The sequence below is a fragment of the Allobosea massiliensis genome (assembly GCF_042655245.1).
Lineage (GTDB): Bacteria > Pseudomonadota > Alphaproteobacteria > Rhizobiales > Beijerinckiaceae > Allobosea > Allobosea massiliensis.
This window is the reverse complement of record NZ_JBHSLU010000130.1, coordinates 1-1,545: the sequence shown is the minus strand read 5'-3', so window position 1 is coordinate 1,545 and position 1,545 is coordinate 1. Positions and strand designations below refer to the sequence as shown.

Here is a 1,545-nt window from a genome sequence, read left to right as displayed (position 1 = left end):
CCGAAAGGGGTCAGCCTATCCAATGGCCGACTTTTACGCCGCCCGCGCCGGCACAAACGCAGGCGCTCCACTGGATGGTTTTCTCACCGCCGTGCACAGCTTGGCGAGCTGCTTCGTCGATAACCACGGGAAAAGGGTCGGGCCGTGCCATTGCGTCCTCGAAGATGAGAACGTAATGAGAACATCAATGCAGGGGGAGTCAAGCCGTGGCCACCATCGATACGTTCTTCATCCAGCCCTTCAAGACCCACCGGAAGCGGCTCGTACCGGGGCAGCGTTTGCCGGCGAAAACAAAGCATCATGCCCTGCGTGACGGCGAGCGCCTTGGAAGAACGGCAGAAGGGTTGGCGGTCATCCATGTCACTGCGGATGATGAGACGGGCGAGGTCAGCGCACTGGATGTGTTGGCACGGCATGGCCTCGTCCCCGAAGAGTTCGAGGAGCAGATTCGCGCATTCTGATGCCGAAGGTGGCTGGTCCGCGCCTTGCGTCACACTCGCTGACAACGGTGGAGACGACCCAAGATGACGCAAATCGATCTCGGAACCAACCATCCCGGTAATCGGGCGCAGCTCTCGCCAAGGGCGGTCGAGTTTGGGCTTGCTGTCACACTTGCGGTTCTGCAGGCAACCTGGACTGGCGTCCTCGCCTACGGCGTCTGGCGGCTGATCTTCGGCTGAGGCGTCCGCAGCCAGAACCAGTGCCAACTCGTCCAATTGCAGCGATTAGGTTCAGTCATCGCTGCCGACCGTGAAACGCGTCACGGCAGGTCACTGGCCACGAGGTTGCGCGGGTCGTTCCGCTTCAGCAGACTGAGAGAGCCGGGCTTCAATCAGGCCAATGGCCGTCTCAAGCTCCGCGAGCCGATCTCGACACAACGTGAGCTGCTCTCGGTATTGCTCGTCGGTGATGTTGCCGCGCGCAATCTCCGCTAAAGAGAAACCCATTTTGGTCAGCTTGATGATTTCTGCCAGGCGAACTCGGTCGCTTTCGCTGTAGATTCGAGGCGCTGTGGGATATTTCGCGCCTCGCGATGGCTCCAAGAGGCCTCGCTGCTCATAAAATCTGACGGTCCGCAGCGAAATGCCAAACTCGTCGGCAATCTCTCGAATCGAGTAAGTTTTCATCCGCTAGCGGTACCGCCAAGGCGGTAGGACAGCAATCGGTCGGTGCATCCGCCCGGACCCCCATCCGCCCCCGGTTGCTGGCGCAGCAATTCACTAAATATCCGCGTAAATTGCTACAATTTAATATCGATACTCCGCAGCGAAGGTTGTCTGTGAAGCGCAACTAATCCTTCAGCTTTCCGCGATTACGTCGACTTAGAACACCGCCTTCAGCGTAAGCGTCGTCCCGGCCTCACCTTTCGCGCGGGGACTGGAACGTTGATGTTCCGAGCCGAGAGGGGCTTGGACATATGACGATTTCAGAGCTTACGCTTAAATCGAGGGTCGTGTCCCATAGCGTGGTGTAGCTGACGGTGGTCACCGGCGATTGCCGGTTAGGTTTGGGTTGTGAACGCCAACCCTGAACCGAGAGATCCCC

3 protein-coding genes are annotated in these 1,545 nt (G+C 58.8%); 2 read left to right on the top strand and 1 reads right to left on the bottom strand.

Going from position 1 to position 1,545, the window contains the following annotated elements:
• Positions 1-206 precede the first annotated feature (206 nt).
• The gene (locus ACFPN9_RS27675; RefSeq protein ID WP_377817939.1) at positions 207-461 is read left to right on the top strand and encodes a hypothetical protein; all 255 of its coding nucleotides are present in this window, start codon (positions 207-209) and stop codon (positions 459-461) included.
• 63 nt (positions 462-524) lie between these two features.
• Complete coding sequence (locus ACFPN9_RS27670; RefSeq protein ID WP_377817938.1) at positions 525-680, top strand: hypothetical protein; 156 nt, start codon at positions 525-527, stop codon at positions 678-680.
• A gap of 90 nt (positions 681-770) precedes the next feature.
• On the opposite strand, the gene ACFPN9_RS27665 is transcribed toward ACFPN9_RS27670, so the two are convergent.
• The gene (locus ACFPN9_RS27665; protein ID WP_377817937.1) at positions 771-1,127 is read right to left on the bottom strand and encodes a MerR family transcriptional regulator; all 357 of its coding nucleotides are present in this window, start codon (positions 1,125-1,127) and stop codon (positions 771-773) included.
• Positions 1,128-1,545 lie beyond the last annotated feature (418 nt).

Bases quoted from the DNA above. Each gene is read 5' to 3' on its own strand.
- ACFPN9_RS27670 (WP_377817938.1), top strand. From the start codon at position 525: ATGACGCAAATCGATCTCGGAACCAACCATCCCGGTAATCGGGCGCAG.
- ACFPN9_RS27665 (WP_377817937.1), bottom strand. From the start codon at position 1,127: ATGAAAACTTACTCGATTCGAGAGATTGCCGACGAGTTTGGCATTTCG.